Here is a 15781-nt window from a genome sequence, read left to right on the forward strand (position 1 = left end):
CTCGGGACGAACGCGCTCGTCAGGCGGAGAGAGAATAGAGAGAAGGTGAATGCGCCAGCGTGCTGCCGCGTTCGATCAGGTCCTTGAGCAGCGCTGGCGCATCGAGGATCAGCGCGACAACACCGCTGCCCAGCACGCTGGAGCCACTGATGCCCTTGACGCCACTGAACATCTGGCCAAGGGGTTTGATTACGGTTTGGTACTCACCCAGCAAGTTGTCGACCACCAGCCCGGCCTTGATGCCCTGAGCCTGGATGACCACGATGTTCTCGCGCTTGGGCGTGGCGCCTTGCAGGCCGAAGTGATCACGCAGGAACACCACCGGCAGCACCTCGCCCCGAAGGTCGACATGGCCCTTGGCGCGCACCTGTTGGCGCTGCTCGGGGCGGATCTCCATGCATTCGCGGACCATCCCCAACGGCAGTACGTAGCTGCTGCCGGCGGCCTCGACCAACAGCCCGTCGATCATGGCCAGCGTCAGCGGCAGGCGAATGCGTACGGTGGTGCCCTGGCCGGGCGGGCTGAGCAATTCGATGTGCCCGCGCAGGCCGGTGATGTTGCGCTTGACCACATCCATGCCCACGCCACGGCCGGAAAGATTGGTCACCGCAGCGGCGGTGGAAAAGCCCGGCTCGAAGATCAACGCCAGCAGCTCGCGGTCAGCAGGCTCCACAGCGCCAACCAGGCCCCTTTCACGGGCCTTGGCCAGAATCCTTTCGCGGTTGAGCCCGGCGCCATCGTCGCTGAGCTCGACCACGATATTGCCCGCATCGTGGAAGGCGTTGAGCTGCAAGCGGCCGCGGGAGGGCTTGCCGGCAGCCAGGCGCTGCTCCGGCGGCTCGATGCCATGGTCCATGGCATTGCGCAGCAGGTGCATCAGCGGGTCGCTCAACTGCTCGACCAACGCCTTGTCCAGCTCGGTATCGCCGCCGCTGACCACCAGCTCGATGTCCTTGCCCAGGGCCTGGCTCACATCGCGCACGGTGCGGTGGAAACGGTTGAAGGTTTCGCCAATCGGCACCATGCGCATGGCCAAGGTGCTTTCGAGCACCGCCTCGACCAGGTTGGTGATCGCGGTGCTGGCTTCGATCAACGACTCGTCAGCGCTTTGCTCGGCCAGCAGGCGGGCACCGGCACCGGCGGTTACCAGCTCCCCTGCAAGGTTGATCAGGGTTTCGAGTTTGTCGGCGCGCACGCGCACCCAGGCTTGCCGCCCATCGCTGATAGCGGCGGCAGGCGCAGCGGCGGGCGCGGGTGTGGCCGCCGCTACTCCGGGGGCAGGTTCCTGCAGCTGAGCTGCTGGGGCCTCGGGCGCGGGCGGTGTGTGTTGCGCAGCCACCTCACCCAGGCCATCGTTCAACCACTGCGCACGCTCGGCCGGCCACTGCGCCAGCCACTGGGAGAAGGTGTTGGCCGGGTCGGTCAGGTCGAAGATCGCGATGTCCGACTCTTCCTCGACGAAAGCGAACGCATCACGCAGCACCGACGCCTCGCAGTCGGCGCGCAGGCGCAAGTGGAAGCCCAGCAGGCAGGTCTCGGGGTCGAAGTCCGGCGCATGGGCGATGGCATGGTCGTCGATCAATACCGCTTGGCGTTCGCCGAGCGAATCGAGATAGCGCAGGAATGACAGCGGGTCCATGCCATGGCGGAATGTGTCCTGCCCAAAGCGTGCAGACACATGCCAGAGGCGCTGGGCGGGTGAGCCGCTAGGCCCTGCTTCAACGGTTGAGGCGGTACCAGCCGTGCCCGCGCCCGTGCCCGCGCCCGTGCCGGCGCCCGCTGCCAACAGCCGCTGGCGCAGTTCGGCTTCGATCGCTTGCATGGCTTCGGTAGGCGCTGCACGGCGCACGGCAACCTGCTCCAGCAGCGTGCCGAGGTGGTCGTTACAGGCCAGCATCAGCGCGATGCGCTCACGGTTCACCGCCAGGCTCCCGCCCCGCAGGCGATCGAGCAGGTCTTCGACCACATGGGCGAAACCCACCAGTGCATCCAGGCCGAACAGCCCTGCCGAGCCCTTGATGGTATGGGCGGCGCGAAACACCGCGTCCATGGCCTGGCCGTCACCCGGCTCGCCTTCCAGGTGCAGCAGCGCTTGTTCCATTTCCTGCAGCAGTTCACGCGCTTCAGCGATGAACGTCTGCAGGGCTGCGTCGAGATTCAGGGGCATGCTGGCCGCTCCGTGAATGGGTTAAGGGCAAGCCGGGCTCGCCAGCGCCGTTGGGCACAGGCGCATGGCTTCGGCCACACAGGCGCTTGCCTGGGTCACACTGAGTGCGTGGCCGCTGGCGCGCAGTTGGTGATACAGGTGCAGCAGCCATTGCAGGCCGGCGCCGTCAATCTCAGGCACCTCGTCCAGGTCCAACGCCCAATCACACGGCTGGGCCAGCCACGGGCTGGCGGCACTGTGAAGCTCGGCCACCTGATAGATGGTCAGCTCGGTATGCACCGCTGCCTGCAGCCGCTCACCCACCCGTTCGAAGGCAATCATGGTGCGATCAGCTTGGCGACCGCCGCCATCATCTGGGCTGGCTGGAATGGCTTGACCACCCAGGCCCGTGCACCGGCGGCCTGGCCTTCCTGCTTGCGGCTTTCCTGGGATTCGGTGGTGAGCATGATCACCGGCGTGAATTTGTAGGCCGGCAGCTTTTTCAGCTCCTTGACGAAGGTGATGCCGTCCATGTTCGGCATGTTCACGTCGCTGATCACCAGATGGATCTTCTGCCCGTTCAATTTGCCGAGTGCGTCTTTGCCATCACAAGCTTCGAGCACGTCATAGCCTTGGCTTTTCAGGGCAATGCCGACAACCTGGCGGATGCTTGCGGAGTCATCCACCACCAATATGGACTTGGCCATTTTTACTCCTAGAAAAAAGTGATCGAACTGTCGGCGGGCGCGCGGGTGGCCTGGCCGTGATGGTTGTTGCGCTGCTCTTGCATCGCATAGGTACGTTCGGTTTCGGCAAGCCAGCCGGCAACGTCCAGCTGTAACGGCTCACCGTTGGCCTGGCTGTGCTCCAGCCGCTGATGCAGGTCGGCCATGCGCAGGTTGACCTGGCTGAGGATCTGGCTCACCCGATCCTGGAATTGCAGCGCTACCAGCACGTCCGAGATCTCATGGCCGATGCCGGCGCTTTCGTCCTGCAGCAGCTGCGAGGCCCCCTGCAGTTGCCCGGTGATCTGGGAGAAATTGCCCAGCACATCGGCAATGGCTGTTTCGGCCTGCATCACGCTGTCGTTGCTCTTGTCATTGCTGTCGCCGGCCACTTCCACCAGGCGCTGGATGGCGCTGTTGATCACATCGACCTTGGCCGACATCTTCTGGCCGGTCTCGCTGGATTCGCTCGACAGGGAGCGCACCGCATCGGCTACCACCGCGAAGCCGCGCCCGGCCTCGCCGGCGCGCGCCGCCTCGATGGCGGCGTTGAGCGCCAGCAGGTTGGTCTGTGCCGCAATGGCCGCCACTTCCGCCGCCATGTGCCGCAGCTCACCGGTGTAGTCGGTCAGGTTGCGTACGGCGGCAAGCATCTGGTCGCGGCTCTGCTGGCTGACGCGCAGGCTGTCGACCACTTGGTTGAGCGAACGCTGGCTGTCGGCCAGGCCATCAGCCGCGCCGCCCTGGCCCATCTGGCCCGCGGCCTGGCGCGAGGCGTCTACGGTGTGGTCAAGGCGCGCGGCAATGTCGACGAAACGCTGGGTCAGCGACCCAACAGCGGTTTCGGTCTGTTCCCGGGAGGTATCGAGCTGGCGTTGCCAGACCGGCAGCGTCTGCACGAGCAAACGGTCAGCATCTGGGGTCACCACGGTAGGCTCGGCCGCCGCTTGGGCAGTGTGGGTTTGCGGTTCAGCGCCGCGCGAGGTGTGGCGCCAGATCAGGGCCAGCAACCCGGCGTAGGGCACGGCCACCAGCGCCGCTTGATACAACGGCAAGAGGGGTTGAAAAGTCAGGGGCAACGCCACCGAGGCCAGCCCCACAAGGCCGGCAGCGGCACACCATGCCGCCCTTTTCCTAGGTGAAAACCCAAAGCCCGCATGTTCCATGACAACCTCGGTGACATCGCCCGCAAGCCGGGCAGGTACCTTGGTTATCCCCCATGAGGGCTATTACATTAATCAATTGAAGTACCGTTCGTCGGCCAAGTGGATCCCATTATGCAAGCCCTGTACAAGCCAAGCGACAGGTAAAGGCCGGGCAAAAATCGGGCTTGGCGCCACAACCGTTATGCGCCGCAGGGTTGCCCGGCAAACGAAACGGTGAGAGCGAAACGGCGCTTTGTACAAGTTTGACCAATAGCCATTTAGGGGCTACCGCTGCTTAGCGCCGCCTTACCACCACATCTTCACACCCACCACCAGCCGCGCTTCTTCGACGTCATCACCCTCTTGGCGAACATAATCAGCAGTGCGCCCAAATTGCTTGTTCCAGTTCACACCCACGTAGGGCGCAAACTCCGGGATGAACTCGTAGCGCAGGCGCAACCCAGTCTCGACGTTCGACAGCCCCGCCCCTACTTGGCGCAGTGGGTCGTTACGGCTGTATAGATTTGCCTCAACGCGCGGCTGCAGGATGAGCTTCTGGGTGATGGGCAGGTCGTACTCGCCCTCTAGGCGCAGTGCGCTCTGGCTGTTTTCACCCAGATAAAACGTGGCCTGGGTGTCCAGGTCGCTCAATGGCTCGCCCTGGACCCCGAACGCTGCCCAGGTTTGCGGGCTGGCAGGCTTGAAGTCCTGGCGCACACCGGCCACCACGTCCCACCAGGGGTTGATGGCACGGCCATAGAGGGCTTGCAGCTCTGCCTCTTCCGTGCGGCCGTTGGTGCGCTCGCCTTCGGAACGCAGCCACAGGCGGTTCACATCACCGCCCACCCAACCTTCGAAATCCCAGGCCAGGGCCGTACCGGCATCGGCCTTCTGGTACTCAAGGCGGTCGAAGGAGAAATAGCTGTGCAGGTCACGATCGTGCATGCCCATGGTGTCCATGCTTGCGGCGTCCGTGCTTACGGCGTCCGTGCTTACAGCGCCCTTGTTCATGCTGGCCATGTCGTCGGCAAGTGCCATAGGGCTGGCAGCCAACAGCGGGAGTAGCAACAGATTACGCATCGACGCGCACCTCGCGGAACATGCCCGCTTCCATGTGATAGAGCATGTGGCAGTGATAGGCCCAGCGGCCCAGGGCATCGGCGGTCACGCGGTAACTGCGGCGTGTACCGGGCGGGATGTCCAGGGTGTGCTTGCGCACCATGAAGCGCCCTTGTTCATCTTCCAGGTCGCTCCACATGCCGTGCAGGTGGATGGGGTGGGCCATCATGGTGTCGTTTACCAGCACGATTCTGACCCGCTCCCCGTGCTTGAGCACGATGGGTGCAGCGTCGGCGAACTTCACCCCGTCGAAAGACCAGGCAAAGCGGCCCATGTGGCCGGTCAGGTGCAGCTCCAGCGTTCGGCTCGGCTCGCGGCCGTCGGGGTCGGGGAACGCGCTGCGCAGGTCGGCGTAGGTGAGCACGCTGCGGCCATTGCCGCGCAGGCCGATGCCCGGGTCGTCAAGCTTGGGCATGGGGTTCTGAGCCTGCATATCCACCAGCGGGTTGTCGGTTTCGCTCGCCGGGTGCCTGACCGGCTGGGCGAGCGGGTTTGCCGCGGGCATCTGGCTGTGATCCATGCTCTGCATCTGGCCTTGGTCCATGCCCTGCATCTGGCCGTGATCCATGCCCTGCATCCGGCCGTGATCCATGCCCTGCATCTGGCCGTGGTCCATGCCCTGCATTTGGCTGTGATCCATGCCCTGCATTTGGCTGTGATCCATGCCCTGCATTTGGCTGTGATTCATGCCCATGTCCGCCATGGTCAGCAGCGGCTGCGGGTCCAGTGCCGGAATCTGCGCCTGCGCGCCTGCACGTTGCGCCAATGTGGCGCGGGCATAACCGCTGCGGTCCATGGCCTGGGCGAAAACGGTGTAGGCGGCGGCATCGCCAGGCTCTACCAGCACATCGAGCGTTTCGGCTACCGCAAGGCGAACTTCATCGACGTCCACAGGCTGAACGTACTGCCCGTCGGCGGCCACCACCCTGAGCTTGAGCCCCGGAATGCGCAGGTCGAAATAGCTCATCGCCGAGCCGTTGATCAGCCGCAGCAGCACCGTCTCGCCGGGCTTGAACAGGCCGGTCCAGTTGGCCTGCGGGCCGTGCCCGTTGACCAGGTAGGTATAGGCCTGGCCGCTGACGTCGGCGATATCGGTGGGCGACATACGCATGCGCGCCCACATGGCGCGGTCTTTCACCGCTGCAGTGAAACCCTGCTCGGCCACATCGTGAATGAAGTCCACCAACGTGCGTTGCTGCTGGTAGTACTCCGGCTGCTCTTTGAGGCGGGCGAAGACACGTTCGGGGTTCTGGTCGGTCCAGTCGCTGAGCATCAGCACATGCTCGCGATCGAAGTGATAAGGCGCAGGGGTTGCCGGGTCGATGATCAGCGGCCCATAGACACCACGCTGCTCCTGAAACCCGGAGTGGCTGTGATACCAGTAGGTGCCATTCTGGCGCAGAGTAAAGCGATAGTCGTAATACTCGCCTGGGGCGATGCCCTTGAAGCGGCTCAGGCCCGGCACGCCGTCCATGTCGGCGGGCAGCACAATGCCGTGCCAGTGAACCGAGGTGGTTTCCTTCAAGCGATTGCGCACGCGCAGGCTGACGGTATCGCCCTCCCGCCAGCGCAGCAGCGGGCCAGGCAGGCTGCCGTTGATGGTTTGCGCAGTGCGCGGCGTACCGGTGATGTTCACCGTTTGTTCGCCGATGTAGAGGTCGAAATCCGCACCGGCAAGGGCTTGCCCGGTGCTCACCGGCGCGGCCCACACCGGTTGCTGCCAGAGCCCGGTGCCGGCCAGTGCCGTGCCGGCGGCCAGCGTCTGAATGAAGGTTCTTCGCGTGTGCATGAGGCGGTGCCCGAGAGACTGGAGAATGCCTGCCAGCGTGCCGGAGCGGAACTGTCAGTTACCTGATGTGAACATTACGAAACCGTAAGGTTGCGCCGAACGGCATAAGCATATGGCCACCCTCGGTTCTAAAAATAGAACCGTGGAGGTCAATAACTTATAAGAAATAGGCATTTCATATCTTCCAGCTATTAGCCGTAGGCTCGGCCTTGTCTTCCCACGCCCAGATAAGGAGTTCGACCCATGGCCTTGAGCATCCACCCCGTCGCCGGCCGCATCGGCGCGCAAATCGACAACGTTCAACTCTCCGGCGACTTGCCAAAGCACACCTTCGAGCAGATTCACCAGGCATTGCTGCAGCACAAGGTGCTCTTTTTTCGCGGCCAGCACCTGACCGATGAACAGCAGGAGCGCTTCTCACGCCTGTTCGGCGAGCAGGTGCCCCACCCCACCGTGCGTTCGGCCCACAACAGCACTGCGCTGCTCAACCTCGATGCCAAGGAAAGCCGCGCCAACTCGTGGCACACCGATGTGACCTTCGTGGCGAACCCGCCGAAGATTTCCATCCTGCGCGGCGTGGTCATTCCGCCCTACGGCGGCGACACCGTCTGGGCCAACACCGTCACTGCCTACGAAGACTTGCCCGCCGCCTTGCGGCAACTGGCCGACAGCCTGCGCGCCGTGCACAGCAACCTCTACGACTACGCAGCGCCCCGCCATGCGGCCGAGGCTGCCCTCAAACGCTACCGGGAAGAATTCACCGCGCTGGAATATGAAACCGAGCACCCGCTGGTACATGTGCACCCGGAAACCGGCGAGCGCGCGCTGGTGCTGGGCCACTTCGTCAAGCACTTCGTGGGCGTTTCGCCGAACGACTCCAAGCAGTTGTTCCGGCTGTTCCACGACCGCATCACCGACGTGAACAACACCGTGCGCTGGCGCTGGCAGGAGGGCGATGTGGCGATCTGGGACAACCGCGCCACCCAGCACATTGCCGTGAACGATTACGGCACCGCCGAGCGCATCGTGCGCCGCACCACGATCGATGGCGAGATCCTGCGCGGGATCGACGGCCAGCCCAGCCAGGCGATCAAGCCCACCACCCAGACCCTCTCGCCGCGCAGCGAAGCCGACAAGGCGCACCTGGCCGCCTGAGCCCAGGGCGCTATAAAGGAAACACCCATGACCAAGGACAAAGTGAAACGAATCGCGCACCTGGCGGGGGCCAGCGCTGTCGCAGGCTGGCTGGCCTTGGGCGCAGCCCAGGCTGACGTGCTGCGCATTGGCGTGGCCAGTGCCGGCGGCGGTGAGCCGGTCACCTTCGGTGGCTCCAGTGCCAGCGTTCTACGCAATCAGCAATTGCTGGAAAAAGCCTTCGCCGGCAGCGGTACCGAAGTGCAGTGGTTTTTCTTCAAGGGTGCAGGCCCTGCGGTGAACGAGGCGCTGTCGAACCAACAGATCGACTTCGCCTATGAAGGCGACCTGCCGCAGGTCGTGGCCCGCGCCAATGGCCTGGACACTCGCCTGCTTGCCGCCCTGGGCACCCGAGCGCCGATCTACCTGGCCGTGCCGAAAGGTTCAGGCATCCACAGCCTGTCGGACCTCAAAGGCAAGCAGGTGGCGATCTTTCGGGGCACCAACTTGCACCTGCTGGCCATCCGGGTGCTAGGCACCGCCAACCTGACCGAGCGCGACCTCAAGGTGGTCAACCTCGATACCGGCAGCTCACAAGCCGCGCTGGCCTCCAAAGGCGTGGATGCAGCGTTCGGCGGCTACGAGCTATTCAAGCTGCGCGATCAGGGCATTGTCGACCTGATCGACATCGACCCGGCGCAAGACCCGCTGCTCACCCGCCAGACGACACTGCTCGTGCGCTCCGACTACGCCAAGGCGCACCCGGTGCAGACCCAGAAGGTGGTCGACACGCTCGTCGACGCCGCGCGGTGGGCCACCGACCCGGCCAACCGCCAAGCGTTGTTCGATGAGTTCGCCAAGAGCGGTACGCCGGTGGCGTCGTGGGAGGCGGAATTCCCGGGGGATACGGCAAGCCTTCGGCTCTCGCCGTTGATAGATGAGTTTGTCAAAAAACGCTACCAGGCCGTTGCCGACCAAGCCTACCAACAGAAGCTGATCCGCCGCCCGGTCAGCGTAGACGGCTGGTTCGATACCCAGTACCTGGACAATGCACTCAAGGCCAAGGGTTTGCAGAACCAATGGAGCGCCTACGGCGCCGACGGCAAGACGCCTGCCGCCAGTACGGCGCAAGCCCATGCGCAGGAGGTGCAGCATGAACCGGGCTGACAGCGCCCACTGGGCCGCCAGGGGCACGGCCGACTGGCCGTCCGCTGCCTGGCGGCTGGCAGATCCGCTGCTGCCGTGGTTGCTGCCTCTGGTGCTGTTCGTCGTCTGGGGAGTGGGTGCGCAACAGGGTTGGGTTTCACAGCAAGTGCTGCCCCCGCCCGCCTATGTGTGGGACACCCTCAAGGATCTGGCCAGCAGTGGCGACCTTTGGCTCAACACCCGCGCCAGCCTGCTGCGGGTGTTCGCAGGCTTTGCCGTGGGTGCCGGGTTGGGGCTGGGGCTGGGCGGGCTGATGGGGCTGTTGCCCAGCGCACGCGCCTACCTGCTGCCCACCTTCAATGCCCTCGTGCAGATCCCGGTGTTGGGCTGGCTGCCTTTTGCCTTGTTGCTATTCGGCATCGGCGAGCCGCTCAAGTACGCGTTGATCGCCCTGGCCGCACTGGTACCGATCACCCTGGGCACCTTGCAGGCCTTCGAGCAGGCCCCACGCCAATTGCTGGAAGTGGGCCGGGTGTACGGCTTCGGCCGCTGGCAAGCGATCAGCCAGATCATCGCGCCGGCTGCGGTGCCCACCCTGTTCACGGCCCTACGCCTGGGCTTTACCAAGGCTTGGCTGTCGCTGGTGGTGGTGGAGCTGGTGGCCTCCAGCGAAGGGTTGGGCTACCTGATCGTCTATGGCCGCCAACTGTTTCAGCTCGACCTGGTGATGGCGGCGGTCGTGGTGGTGGGGGCATTGGGCTATGCCATCGACCGCCTGTTCGAGGTCGCCGAAAGGCGCCTTAGCCTCTGGAGGCCGACATGAGGGATTACCGTGGTGCAGTGCTGCCACTGGTGGCGGTGGCAGCCTGGTGGGGCACGGCCAGCATGGGCATGAGCGATTCGAAGATGCTGGTGGCCCCCGACCAGGTGTGGAACACCGCCGAAACCTATGTGACCAGCGGGCACCTGTGGACGGCCCTGGGGGCCAGCCTGGCCCGGGACCTGGCGGGGTTTGCCATCGGTGCCAGCCTTGGGCTGCTACTGGGTGCGCTGCTGGGGCTGTCGCATTTGGGCGAGCGGCTGTTAGGCGGTAGCTTCAATGCCTTCAAGCAGGTGTCGCTGTTCGCCTGGATCCCGCTGATCTCGGTGTGGTTCGGGCTGGGCGACGTGGCCAAGGTGGTGTTCTTGTCGCTGGCCGCGCTGGTGCCGGTGGCGGTCAACACCCGCGACGGCCTGCGCAAGGTGCCCGCGACGCTGCTGGAGGTGGCCAAGGTATACGGCTACAGCCGCTGGCAAACACTCTGGCTGGTACGCCTGCCCGCCGCGCTGCCCTCGCTGTTCACCGGCCTGTACCTCGCGTTGATCTACGCGTGGCTGGCAACCATCGGTGCGGAATACCTGCTCGTTTCAGGCGAAGGCATCGGCAACACATTGATCGACGGCAGCGAGCACTTTCGCATGGACCAGGTGCTGTTCGGCATGCTGGTGATCGGCCTGGTGGGCTGGGCCCTGAACGGCTTGGCGCGGCTCGCCGAGCAGCGGCTGCGCAGGCTTTACGGCAATCTTTGAACAAGGGGCAATCTGGATGGGCGCGCACAACAGCCTGGTGCTTGAGCACCTGAGCAAACGTTTTCTGAACAACCAAGGCGCCGAGCTGCAGGTGCTCGACGACATCGCCCTGGCCATTGCGCCGGGGGAGTTCATCAGCATCGTCGGTGCCAGCGGCTGCGGTAAATCCACCCTGCTGCGCATGATCCTGGGGCTGGAGACCGCCTACGAAGGGCGCATCCTGCTGGGAGGCGAGCCGGTCAGCGGTACCGGCCTGGAGCGTGGCATCGTGTTCCAGGACCACCGGCTGTTCCCCTGGTTGAACGTGCGGGAGAACATCGCCGTCGGCCTGAAGAACAGCCCCCTGCCCACCGCGGCCAAGCGAGAGGCGGTCAGTGAGCACCTGGCGCTGGTGGGGTTGGAGCGCTTCGCCCAAGCCTACCCGCACCAGATTTCCGGGGGCATGGCCCAGCGTGTCGCGATCGCACGGGGGTTGGTCAATCGCCCCGGGGTGTTGCTCCTCGATGAGCCATTCGGCGCGCTGGACGCCTTGACCCGTGCCCGCCTGCAGGACGAGCTGCAGCGTATCTGGGCGCAGGAGAAAATCACCATGGTGCTGGTGACCCACGATGTCGAAGAAGCGGTGTACCTGGGCGACCGGGTGGTGGTGATGCAGCCTGGGCCGGGGCGGATCAAGCGGGTGGTCGAGGTGGGCCTGCCGCGCCCCCGCCAGCGCAGCGACCAGCGCTTGGTGCGGCTTCGTGAGAACGTGCTCGCAGACTTCACACACTAAGCCGTGCGCGCTGCTGACAACCGCAAGCGGCTGTGCTTCCATTACGCCATATCATCGCTGCGGCGGCACCATGGACGCTCATTTCTTCCTCAAATTGCTCCGCAGCTTCCAACGCGGCTCGATCAGCCGCCGTACCTTTCTCGGGCGCACCGGCCTGGGCCTGGCGATGGCGACCCTGGCGGCGCAGGCGCGCCCCGTGATGGCCCGGCCTGACCTGGGCGATCGGGTGGTGCTGGCAACTTGGCCGCATTACCACAGCCAGGAAAACCTTGACCACTTCCAGCAGGCCACGGGTGTCCGGGTGACGGTGGACGTTTCCGGCTCCAACGAAGAAATGCTCGGCAAGCTGCGCGACAACAGCCTTGGCATCGATGTACTGGTGAGTACCAACTACGTCATCCCCAGTTACGCCGGCCAGCGCCTGATCGAGCCCCTGGACCTGTCGCGCGTGCAAGCCTTCGACCCCGATGCCTACGACGGGCGAATGATTACTCAAGGCAAAGTCGCCAAGGTGCCTTACGGGCTGCCGAAGAACTGGGGCACCACCGGCATGCTCTACAACGCTGACAAATTGCGCCAAGGGCCGGCCAGTTGGCGCGAGTTCTGGCACATGGCGCGCACCCGCGCCGACCGCCGAACCCTGGTGCACGACTACCAGCTCACCGCCATCGGCAATGCCCTCAAGGCCTGTGGCTTCAGTTTCAACTCGCTGGTGCCACAGGAGCTGGAAAAGGCCGAAGCCTTGATGATGCAGGCCCGCCCGCACGTGTTGGCGGTGACCTCCGATATCCAGCCGATGATGCAAAGCGGCGATGCCTGGCTATCCATGGCCTGGACAGGCGACGCCCGCCTGCTGCGCGCAGACAACTCCGCTTTCACCTATGTTCTGGGTGAGGAAGGCGGTGAAGTATGGACAGATTTCTTTGCCATCAACCGCGCCAGCACCCGCAAGGACGCCGCTTACGCACTGATCGACTATCTGCTGACGCCCGCGCAAAACGTGCGTGAGGTCATGGCCCATGGTTTTCCCAGCGGTGACAAGCGGGTAGACGCGCTGCTGCCTGCGGACATGCTGCAAGACCCGGTGCTCTACCCCGCCGCCCAGGTGCTGTCGCGGCTGGAGTACGGTGCTGCGGCCACCCTCACCAGCCCGCTGCGCGCTGAGATCATGGCGCGCTTTCGGGCCTGAAGCGCGCCTGGGCGTTTTTGCCGTTGCATCAGGTGAAAATCGCCTATGGTTGTGGGAACCGTCGACATAAGGTGCCGCCCATGGAAATCGAAACCCTGTTTGCGCAAATCCACACCCTGCCCAGCATCCCCAAGGTCGCCCAGGATCTGATCCTGCAGTTCGACAACCCAACCTCCAGCCTTGATGCCGTAGCGCGCAACATCGAAAAAGACCCGGTGATTTCCGCCAAGATCCTGCGTTTGGCCAACTCGGCGCGCTTTCGCGGCGCCCGTGAATCGACCAGCATCGAAGACGCCGCTTCGCGCCTGGGTTTCAACACCCTGCGCACCTTGGTCTTGGCCAGCGCGGTCACCGGTGCCTTCAAGGCCGGCCCCAGCTTCGACATCAAGGGTTTCTGGCTCAAAAGCTTCGAGGTGGCGAGCGTGGCGCGGATTCTTGCGAAAAAGAGCGGTGCCGACGCCGAGATCGCCTTTACCAGCGGGGTGATGCACAACATCGGCGAGCTGCTGATCCAGATCGGCGCCCCCGAGGTCGCCGAGCGCGTCAATGCCGCGCACCGCGGCAACACGGCAGGCCATGTGGCCAGCGAAAGCCTGCAACTGGGTTTTGGTTACCCCGAAGTGGGCGCAGAGCTGACGCGCCGCTGGAACCTGCCCAAGGTCATTCAGAACGCAATCGCCTACCAGGCCAAGCCGCTGCAGGCACCGAACAACGAAGTACAGCCGCGCATCCTGGCGCAGGCGATCCTGGTATCGGACGCGCTGGAAACTTACGGTGGCTTGAGCGAGGAGGCCAAGGAGTCACTGCGCACGCCGCTGTTCGATGGTGTCGACCTCGATGCGCTGTTCCAGGCACTGCCCCCGGTACTTGAAGCCGACAAGCAGTTCGCCGAACTGCTCAGCTGAAACGCGGGCTAGGCCCTCATTCTGCCGCCGAGCCGGTTTCTCGCGTCAGAAACCGCTCAACCAGAATTTGGCTGCGCGGCACGCCGGCCATGAACAAGGCCCGGCTGAAGGCTTCGACCCGTTGTGGCGAGCCACAGGCCAGGGCCATCGTGCGCCGATCGGCGCGCAGCCCCGTGGGCAAGGCTTCCAGGCACTCGACGCTGAGCGCAGGCCACTGCGCCTGCAACGTTTGCCACTCTGGCTGCCAGTAGGGCTCGCGTGCCACATGCATCACATGGATCGGCCCTTGATGCCCGGCAGCCACGGCTTCACGCAGCACCGCCCATAACGGGGCCAGGCCGGTGCCAGCGGCCAGGAGCCACAGGGGCCTTCCAGACCAGGACGGGTCGTAATGCAACGCCCCGCCGCTGACCTGGCCAAGGCCTATCGCATCGCCCAGGCGCAACGCTCGCGCAGCCCTGGCGAAAGCGCCGCCGTGGCGGCAGGCTATGTGGAATTCCAGCCAAGGGTCGGTGTGTGCCACGCTTGCGAAGGAGTAAGGCCGTGCGACGCCGGCCAGCCACAGTTGCACGTGCTGCCCGGCCCTGTAGCGAATGGGCCGCTCCGGTGCCAGGCGCAGCACCAGCACCTCACCTGCCAGCCATCGCAAGGCTATTACGCGCGCAGGGGTTGCGTCATGCGCGGGGTCGAAAGGCCTGACCTGCAAGTCGTCGACAACGCGGCATTGGCAAGCCAGCCGCCACCCCTGTTCTCGCAGGGAGGCCGGCAACGCGTCTGGCTGCTCATCGGCAGGTTCCCCGGCTTCGCAGCACACCAGGCACGCCTGGCAATTGCCGGCACGGCAGCTCCAGGGCACCGCTACCTCCATTGCCAGCAGGGCGTCGAGCAAGTTGCTGCCGGAGGCTGGCCGTGCCGTGCGGCCCAACGCACGCAGCTCAGGCATCGGCCACTTCCCAGGCCGCGCAACAGCGGTTGCGCCCTTCGCGCTTGGCTTGGTAAAGCGCCTTGTCGGCACGTTGCAAGGCATCGTCCAGGTCATCGCCTGGCTCCAGCAATGTCATGCCCGCCGACAGGCTCAAAGGTGTGATACGCCCACCGACAGGCGCAGCATTCTGGAAGGCCTGTCGCAAGCGCTCGCAACACAGCCTCAGGCGCTCGCTGTCGGAGTCCGGCAACATCAGCACGAATTCCTCGCCCCCGTAGCGCGCAAGCACATCGCCCTCACGCAGGCAGGTCAGCGCCACTTCAGCGAACACCTGCAAAACCTGATCGCCCGCCGCATGCCCGTGCACGTCGTTGATACGTTTGAAGTGGTCCAGGTCTATCAGCGCCAGGCCATGGCACATGCCCGGGCGCAGGATCGCCAGCTCGCTGGAGGCCATGCGCAGGAAATGCCGGCGGTTGAACAGCCCGGTCAACTCATCGGTGGCTACCAGGTCTTCGAGCTGGCGCATCATGCCGCGCAGGGTGTCTTGGTGGGCCTGCAATGCAAAGCGCCGCTGGCGCATGCGCTGGCGAGAGGCCTGTACATAGCTGGCGTAAAGGCAAATCCATACCAGGGCCAGCGACAGCACAAGCGTCTGGATCAACGCCTCGCCGGGGCGGTCCAGCCGTTCATGCCAGGCAAGGGCCAGGTTCATGGCGCTGAAACCTGCAAACTCGAGCACTGCACAGCGCACGAACACTCGCCTGGGTAAATGGAATAACCCAAACAGCAGCAGTACCACGTAGAGCATCATGAACAGCCCACGGGTCTGGCCTAAAAAAGCCAGCAACCCGGTGAGCGACACGATGGCAGCAACGACCTGGGCCTGCGTCAGGCTGGGGTCGGAAAAGCGCCAGTTCAGCTGGCTGGAGAACACCGCAAGCAGTGCCAGCTGGCAGCCGACGACCAGAGCAGTGCCGCAAAGCGCCGCCGGCAACGAAAGCGCCAGGTCGCCAGCAAACCAGGCGCACCAGGCAGCTGCCAGAAACAGCACATAAGTGCCTGCTGCCAGGCCGAAGCGCTTGAGCAAGAGGGCTTGCAGGGTCTTATCGGTCACTCGTTGACTCACCGTGCTCAAGGTTGATCCATCCCTTGCCGGCACCGCAGGATATGGCAAGTTGCCACTTTAGAGTGCTTACCCAAAAATAACCATCCCT

Annotated in this window: 15 protein-coding genes; 7 read left to right on the forward strand and 8 right to left on the reverse strand. The window is 64.5% G+C overall.

Going from position 1 to position 15781, the window contains the following annotated elements; all coding sequences use genetic code 11:
* Positions 1-19 precede the first annotated feature (19 nt).
* From F474_RS16400 to F474_RS16425, 6 genes are all read right to left on the reverse strand, one after another.
* On the reverse strand, positions 20-2167 hold the full coding sequence (locus F474_RS16400; RefSeq protein ID WP_097085798.1) for a chemotaxis protein CheA: 2148 nt from the start codon (positions 2165-2167) through the stop codon (positions 20-22).
* 21 nt (positions 2168-2188) lie between these two features.
* The gene (locus F474_RS16405) at positions 2189-2488 is read right to left on the reverse strand and encodes a lipid asymmetry maintenance protein MlaB (RefSeq protein WP_097085797.1); all 300 of its coding nucleotides are present in this window, start codon (positions 2486-2488) and stop codon (positions 2189-2191) included.
* Entirely contained in the window at positions 2485-2853 is a 369-nt protein-coding gene (locus F474_RS16410) for a response regulator (protein WP_097085796.1), read from the reverse strand. Before F474_RS16410 ends, F474_RS16405 begins: the two co-directional genes overlap by 4 nt.
* A gap of 8 nt (positions 2854-2861) precedes the next feature.
* Positions 2862-4037 (reverse strand): methyl-accepting chemotaxis protein, encoded by a 1176-nt coding sequence (locus F474_RS16415; RefSeq protein WP_097085795.1) that lies wholly within the window; start codon positions 4035-4037, stop codon positions 2862-2864.
* A 285-nt stretch (positions 4038-4322) separates the two neighbouring features.
* Positions 4323-5096, reverse strand: a complete 774-nt coding sequence (locus tag F474_RS16420) for a copper resistance protein B (protein ID WP_371916156.1) — start codon at positions 5094-5096, stop codon at positions 4323-4325.
* Positions 5089-6924, reverse strand: coding sequence for a copper resistance system multicopper oxidase (locus F474_RS16425; protein WP_097085793.1), 1836 nt, complete (start codon positions 6922-6924; stop codon positions 5089-5091). The genes F474_RS16420 and F474_RS16425 overlap by 8 nt, the downstream gene beginning before the upstream one ends.
* Positions 6925-7167: 243 nt before the next feature.
* Here F474_RS16425 and F474_RS16430 point away from each other — a divergent pair, with 243 nt between their 5' ends.
* From F474_RS16430 to F474_RS16460, 7 genes are all read left to right on the forward strand, one after another.
* Positions 7168-8079, forward strand: a complete 912-nt coding sequence (locus F474_RS16430) for a TauD/TfdA family dioxygenase (protein ID WP_097085792.1) — start codon at positions 7168-7170, stop codon at positions 8077-8079.
* Between the two features lie 27 nt (positions 8080-8106).
* On the forward strand, positions 8107-9225 hold the full coding sequence (locus F474_RS16435) for an ABC transporter substrate-binding protein (protein ID WP_097085791.1): 1119 nt from the start codon (positions 8107-8109) through the stop codon (positions 9223-9225).
* Entirely contained in the window at positions 9107-10027 is a 921-nt protein-coding gene (locus tag F474_RS16440) for an ABC transporter permease (protein WP_371916155.1), read from the forward strand. The genes F474_RS16435 and F474_RS16440 overlap by 119 nt, the downstream gene beginning before the upstream one ends.
* Positions 10024-10773, forward strand: a complete 750-nt coding sequence (locus tag F474_RS16445) for an ABC transporter permease (protein ID WP_097085789.1) — start codon at positions 10024-10026, stop codon at positions 10771-10773. Before F474_RS16440 ends, F474_RS16445 begins: the two co-directional genes overlap by 4 nt.
* Positions 10774-10789: 16 nt before the next feature.
* Positions 10790-11545 (forward strand): ABC transporter ATP-binding protein, encoded by a 756-nt coding sequence (locus F474_RS16450; protein ID WP_097085788.1) that lies wholly within the window; start codon positions 10790-10792, stop codon positions 11543-11545.
* 70 nt (positions 11546-11615) lie between these two features.
* A complete protein-coding gene (locus tag F474_RS16455) occupies positions 11616-12734 on the forward strand; it encodes a PotD/PotF family extracellular solute-binding protein (RefSeq protein ID WP_097085787.1) in 1119 nt (372 codons plus the stop codon).
* 80 nt (positions 12735-12814) lie between these two features.
* Positions 12815-13639, forward strand: a complete 825-nt coding sequence (locus tag F474_RS16460) for an HDOD domain-containing protein (protein ID WP_097085786.1) — start codon at positions 12815-12817, stop codon at positions 13637-13639.
* Positions 13640-13655: 16 nt separating this feature from the next.
* On the opposite strand, the gene F474_RS16465 is transcribed toward F474_RS16460, so the two are convergent.
* Both F474_RS16465 and F474_RS16470 read right to left on the reverse strand, forming a co-directional pair.
* Complete coding sequence (locus F474_RS16465; RefSeq protein WP_097085785.1) at positions 13656-14582, reverse strand: iron-sulfur-binding ferredoxin reductase; 927 nt, start codon at positions 14580-14582, stop codon at positions 13656-13658.
* The gene (locus F474_RS16470; RefSeq protein WP_097085784.1) at positions 14575-15681 is read right to left on the reverse strand and encodes a diguanylate cyclase; all 1107 of its coding nucleotides are present in this window, start codon (positions 15679-15681) and stop codon (positions 14575-14577) included. The genes F474_RS16465 and F474_RS16470 overlap by 8 nt, the downstream gene beginning before the upstream one ends.
* Positions 15682-15781: the final 100 nt, after the last annotated feature.

Source organism: Pseudomonas sp. URIL14HWK12:I12, assembly GCF_003097135.1.
Classification (GTDB): Bacteria; Pseudomonadota; Gammaproteobacteria; order Pseudomonadales; family Pseudomonadaceae; genus Aquipseudomonas.

Excerpts from the sequence above, each read along its gene's own strand:
- F474_RS16400 (WP_097085798.1), bottom strand. The coding sequence starts at position 2,167 with ATGCCCCTGAATCTCGACGCAGCCCTGCAGACGTTCATCGCTGAAGCG.
- F474_RS16405 (WP_097085797.1), bottom strand. The coding sequence starts at position 2,488 with ATGATTGCCTTCGAACGGGTGGGTGAGCGGCTGCAGGCAGCGGTGCAT.
- F474_RS16410 (WP_097085796.1), bottom strand. The coding sequence starts at position 2,853 with ATGGCCAAGTCCATATTGGTGGTGGATGACTCCGCAAGCATCCGCCAG.
- F474_RS16415 (WP_097085795.1), bottom strand. The coding sequence starts at position 4,037 with ATGGAACATGCGGGCTTTGGGTTTTCACCTAGGAAAAGGGCGGCATGG.
- F474_RS16420 (WP_371916156.1), bottom strand. The coding sequence starts at position 5,096 with ATGCGTAATCTGTTGCTACTCCCGCTGTTGGCTGCCAGCCCTATGGCA.
- F474_RS16425 (WP_097085793.1), bottom strand. The coding sequence starts at position 6,924 with ATGCACACGCGAAGAACCTTCATTCAGACGCTGGCCGCCGGCACGGCA.
- F474_RS16430 (WP_097085792.1), top strand. The coding sequence starts at position 7,168 with ATGGCCTTGAGCATCCACCCCGTCGCCGGCCGCATCGGCGCGCAAATC.
- F474_RS16435 (WP_097085791.1), top strand. The coding sequence starts at position 8,107 with ATGACCAAGGACAAAGTGAAACGAATCGCGCACCTGGCGGGGGCCAGC.
- F474_RS16440 (WP_371916155.1), top strand. The coding sequence starts at position 9,107 with ATGCACTCAAGGCCAAGGGTTTGCAGAACCAATGGAGCGCCTACGGCG.
- F474_RS16445 (WP_097085789.1), top strand. The coding sequence starts at position 10,024 with ATGAGGGATTACCGTGGTGCAGTGCTGCCACTGGTGGCGGTGGCAGCC.
- F474_RS16450 (WP_097085788.1), top strand. The coding sequence starts at position 10,790 with ATGGGCGCGCACAACAGCCTGGTGCTTGAGCACCTGAGCAAACGTTTT.
- F474_RS16455 (WP_097085787.1), top strand. The coding sequence starts at position 11,616 with ATGGACGCTCATTTCTTCCTCAAATTGCTCCGCAGCTTCCAACGCGGC.
- F474_RS16460 (WP_097085786.1), top strand. The coding sequence starts at position 12,815 with ATGGAAATCGAAACCCTGTTTGCGCAAATCCACACCCTGCCCAGCATC.
- F474_RS16465 (WP_097085785.1), bottom strand. The coding sequence starts at position 14,582 with ATGCCTGAGCTGCGTGCGTTGGGCCGCACGGCACGGCCAGCCTCCGGC.